The organism is Roseicyclus sp. (assembly GCF_052168335.1).
Classification (GTDB): Bacteria; Pseudomonadota; Alphaproteobacteria; order Rhodobacterales; family Rhodobacteraceae; genus Roseibacterium.
In genome coordinates, this window is record NZ_JBQLZP010000577.1 from 1 (window position 1) to 4,200 (window position 4,200).

5 protein-coding genes are annotated in these 4,200 nt (G+C 72.5%); all 5 read right to left on the bottom strand.

Going from position 1 to position 4,200, the window contains the following annotated elements; translation table 11 throughout:
- Nucleotides 1-1,171: hypothetical protein (locus tag ACTS11_RS17770; protein ID WP_442641630.1), on the bottom strand; the 1,171-nt coding region annotated here is incomplete at its 3' end.
- Nucleotides 1,172-1,179: 8 nt separating this feature from the next.
- A complete protein-coding gene (locus ACTS11_RS17775) occupies nucleotides 1,180-1,437 on the bottom strand; it encodes a hypothetical protein (RefSeq protein ID WP_442641631.1) in 258 nt (85 codons plus the stop codon).
- A gap of 57 nt (nucleotides 1,438-1,494) precedes the next feature.
- Nucleotides 1,495-2,301, bottom strand: a complete 807-nt coding sequence (locus tag ACTS11_RS17780) for a mechanosensitive ion channel domain-containing protein (RefSeq protein WP_442641632.1) — start codon at nucleotides 2,299-2,301, stop codon at nucleotides 1,495-1,497.
- A gap of 73 nt (nucleotides 2,302-2,374) precedes the next feature.
- The gene (locus ACTS11_RS17785; protein ID WP_442641633.1) at nucleotides 2,375-3,355 is read right to left on the bottom strand and encodes a calcium/sodium antiporter; all 981 of its coding nucleotides are present in this window, start codon (nucleotides 3,353-3,355) and stop codon (nucleotides 2,375-2,377) included.
- Nucleotides 3,352-4,017 (bottom strand): phosphatase PAP2 family protein, encoded by a 666-nt coding sequence (locus ACTS11_RS17790; protein ID WP_442641634.1) that lies wholly within the window; start codon nucleotides 4,015-4,017, stop codon nucleotides 3,352-3,354. The genes ACTS11_RS17785 and ACTS11_RS17790 overlap by 4 nt, the downstream gene beginning before the upstream one ends.
- Nucleotides 4,018-4,200: the final 183 nt, after the last annotated feature.

Genomic DNA, 4,200 nt, shown 5'->3' on the forward strand with positions numbered 1-4,200 from the left:
CGTGCCGGAAGTAACCGTAGGGCTCGAACGACGCGCCGAGGGCACCGATGACGACGCTGAGAGAGGCCGCGAGGGCAGCGAGACGAAGCCGGAGGGACGCCGCCTCTCTCTCGGAGGCCCCGGTCCAGGTGGCCAGAAGCTCGTCCCCGAAGAGACCCGCAGCGAGGAGCCCGGCCATCGCGAAGACGCCGGCATAGGTCACCGCCATGCCCGCGGCGACGGCCATGACGGTACCCGCATTGCTCACGGCGCGTTGCTCGCGCAGCGGCCCTTGGCGGGCGGCGAGCAGGCGCTGGACGCGGATCAGGTAGGCGCTCGTGCCAGCGATGGCCGCGAGAGACAGGACCGCGATCGCGGAGGGTGAGAGATTGGCGGCGACCTCCCAGGATTCCGCCGTCATCACGAGGACCGCGAGTGCCGATCCCGCCGCGGTGGTCAACCGGCGCAGGCGCAGCGGGAAGCTCCAGGGCCGCATCCGCAGGATGGCGCGCGGCAGGGCGCCCCGGTTCTGCCAGAGCGAACGGGCGTAGAACCCCAGCCGTCCCCGAGCCCGCCCGCCCATCTCCTCGACCCGAAGGTCCGCGACCTCCTCCATCCGCGCCGCGAGGGCGTCCGCGGCCTCCGGCGCGAAGCCACCGGGTCCGTCGAGATCGGCCGGTCCCTCAACACCACGCATCCAGCCCGGCGCGGTGTCGGGCGAGACCCCGTTCAGCCGTCCGAAGAGATGCAGCGCGAGGGCGTGGAGGCGCGGCGACAGCGGAGCCTTCGCGTGGGCGTTGTCGTCGAGGAAGGCCGTCGAGACGATGGCGGTGGCGAAGATGCCGGCGGTGACGCCGAGCACGCGCTCCCGCTCGCGGCCGCGCAACGCGCGCGACGTGACCACGAAGGCGAAGTCCCAGCCGCGGAGATCCCGGTCGATTTCCGCCGCATCGAGCAGCCGCACGGGCTCGACCCGGCCGCTCTCGGAGGCGGCGGCGGGCCGCTCCTGCGTTTCGATGACCCAGTCGAAACCGGGCAGGCAGGCGGCGAGCGACCTCCCCATCTCGACCGCGGCCTCCCGCGCGGCGTCCCGCTGCGGTTCGGGCAGGTCGCCTTCGAGGAGCCAGCCGATCTCCACCTTGGGGCGCGTGCCGTCTCCGGCGGTGGCGTTATCGTCGTTCGCGGTCGGCATCGGCGCAATCAGACCCGCGCCGCGAGATCCACCGCGAAGCGCAGCGCGAGCGCCACCGCGGAGGCCGCCGCGGCCTTCGCCGCCTGGCGGTTCAGGATCGAGGCCCGGTTGAAGGCCGTGACGATGCGGTTGAGGTCGGCGTTGTCGAGCTCCTCGAAGCGCGACACGCGACGCAGCCTGCGGGTTCCGGAGAGACACCAGAACCACGCCGCCGCCGCGGCGGTCACGAGCCCGAGCGCGTCGAGCACCGTCGTCAGGAGGGCCATGTCCGTCTCCCGTCGGGTTTCGTGGGCGAGGCGCCGGTCGGGCCCCCGCTTCGGGGATCAATCCGGCGCGTCGGGGGCGGGTTCCTCGCGCCGCATGGCCTGGATCAGGCCCATGACCTGCCGCGTGACGGCGTCCTCGAGCGGCTCGGCGAGGTGCGTGGGGCAGAAGAGGCTGATCGTGACGCGCGGCTTTCCGAGCTCGGTCGTGGAGAAGCGGAGGCGGCACTCGGGGTCGAGGATGTCGACCCCGCTCCGCCGCTCGATCCGGGCGTTCGCGCGGGCCGCCTCCTCCCGGTGCGGTCCGTAGTGCCGCTCCACGATGGCGGCGATGTCGTCTCCGCTTGCGGTGAGATCGATGTCCGGCTCGGTCGTGATGGCGAAGCTGTGGAAGGTGTCGTCGCGCACCACCGTCAGATTGCGGATCGGCGAGGCGAAGAAGACGCTGTTCGGAACGACGGCCGTGCGCCCGGTGTAATGGAACGAGTTCGGCTGGAACTCCTGGATCGTGGTGGCCAGCAGCGTGTGGTCCACGACCTCGCCCCGCACGCCCGACACCTCGATCCAGTCGCCCACCGTGAAGGCCCGCGTCGAGGCGCGCATGAGCGAACCCGAGACGCAGAGGATCATCTCCTTCGTCGCCACCACGATGGCGACCGCGACCGCGGCGAGCGACAGGGCGAAGGTCCGCAGCTGCGGCGCCCAGATCAGGACGAGCCCGAGGAGCAGGAGGAACAGAAGGACGTTCCGGCTGGTGGCGATCCAGCGGCGGAGCACATGCGGGGGCAGTTCGCTCCGCATCCGGATCAGCCGCACCACCACCATGCGCGCGACCCAGAGCACGAGCACGAGCAGGACCGACGCCACCAGGTCCGGTGAGGCCGCGCCGAGGGCGGGCGGAAGCGTCCATGTGCTCGGGTCGAAGGTCTTGGCGTTCGTCTCATGGCCAGATCAGCCAGACATAGGCGCCGTAGCCCGCCAGGAGCGCCAGCCCCTCGGCGCGCGAGATCCGGAGGCCGGTCCAGGCCACGAGGAGCAGCGCTGCCGAGACGCCGATCATCACGAGGTTGTCGAAGGAGACCATCTCGGGCGGCACGGCGCCGGGCGCGATCAGCGCGGTGAACCCGCCGATGCCGAGGATGTTGTAGATGTTGGAGCCGACGATGTTGCCGAAGGCCACGTCGCCCTGCTTCCTGATGCCGGCCACGACCGAGGTGACAAGCTCCGGCATCGAGGTGCCGACGGCGACGATGGTCAGCCCGATCACCGTCTCGGAGATGCCGAAGCCGCGCGCGAGCGACACCGCGCCCTCGACCAGGAACCGCCCGCCGAGCACCACGAGGGCGAGGCCCGCGAGCGCGATCAGGAGCGACACGAGGAGCGGCTGGCCCGCCGTCTTCGGCGGCGCGAGCGCGGGGTCGGCCCCCTGCAGGGCGAGGCTCTTGTCGTAGACCGCGCCGTGGTCGGGCGCCGCCACGCGCTCCTGCCGGAAGGCGAGCCAGACGTAGAGGCCGAGCGCCGCGACGAAGGCCGCGCCGACGGGACGGCCCATCGGCAGGACCGCCGCGAGCCCCGCGAAGACCACCGCGACGGCCAGCATGACCGCGCCGTCCCGCCTCAGCGCCTGCGAGGCGACGGCGATGGGGGCGATGAGCGCCGCGATCCCGAGGATCAGGAGGATGTTGGCGATGTTGGAGCCCACGATGTTGCCGTAGGCGATGCCCGGCGCGTCCGAGAGCGCCGCCTGCACCGAGGTCACCAGTTCGGGCGTCGAGGTGCCGAAGCCCACGAGCGTGAGCCCGACCACGAGCGGCGAGACGCCGAGCCGCGTCGCCACGTTCACCGCCCCCCGCACCAGGAACTCGCCCCCCGCGATCAGAAGCACGAGGCCCCCCAGAAGCGGCAACCACACGTCCGTCATGTCTCAAGTCTCCCTGTCTTTCCTGTCTGTCGCGGCGTCGCCCCCGGCTCCGCCCCAAGGCGCACCACCCGAAGGCAGAGCAGCGCCCAGCCCGCGCCCCCGAGCCAGCCCGCGATCACGTCCGTGGGCCAGTGGACGCCCAGATGGACCCGGCTCGCGCCGACGAGGCCCGTGAGCGCCAGCGCGAGGACGATCGCGCAGCGGCCCGGCCGCGGGTCCGCCAGCATCCGCGTGGCGACGCCCGCGAGCGTGAGATACGTGGCGGCGGACAGCATCGCGTGCCCCGAGGGGAAGCTCGCCGAGAGGGCCATGTCGCCATGCGGGACGAGATCCGGACGCGGCCGGTCGACGAGGTCCTTGGCGAGACGCGACAGGAGCACCGCGCCACCGGTCGAGGCCAGGACGAAGACGGCCGCCCTGCCCCGCTCCATGCGCAGGAGCACGCCCACCCCGGCCGCCGCGAGAAGGCAGAGGACGAAGACGCTGCCGAGCGACGTGAGGTCCCGCGCCGCCTTCTCGAGCCATTCCGGCCCGAGCGGATCGGCGGCATCGCCCGGCGCCCGCAAGGCCAGGAGGAGCGCGCGGTCGAAGCCGAGGGTCGCCCCGCCCGGCACCGCGGCCGCCAGCGCGGCGAATCCGCAGAAGCAGGCCGCCGCGGCCACGAGAAGCGCCCTCCGCGGCGTCCGCCCCGGGTGAGGATCGGTGTCCCCCGGCCTCATGATAAGGCAAACCCCTCGCCCGGCTTCATGTTCCGGCATGGCGCCCCGCCCGCCCCGCAATGGGCGTTCACGGCGCGATGATCCAGCCTGCGCCGAAGACGGCGAGCATCGCCAGGAGGAAGACGA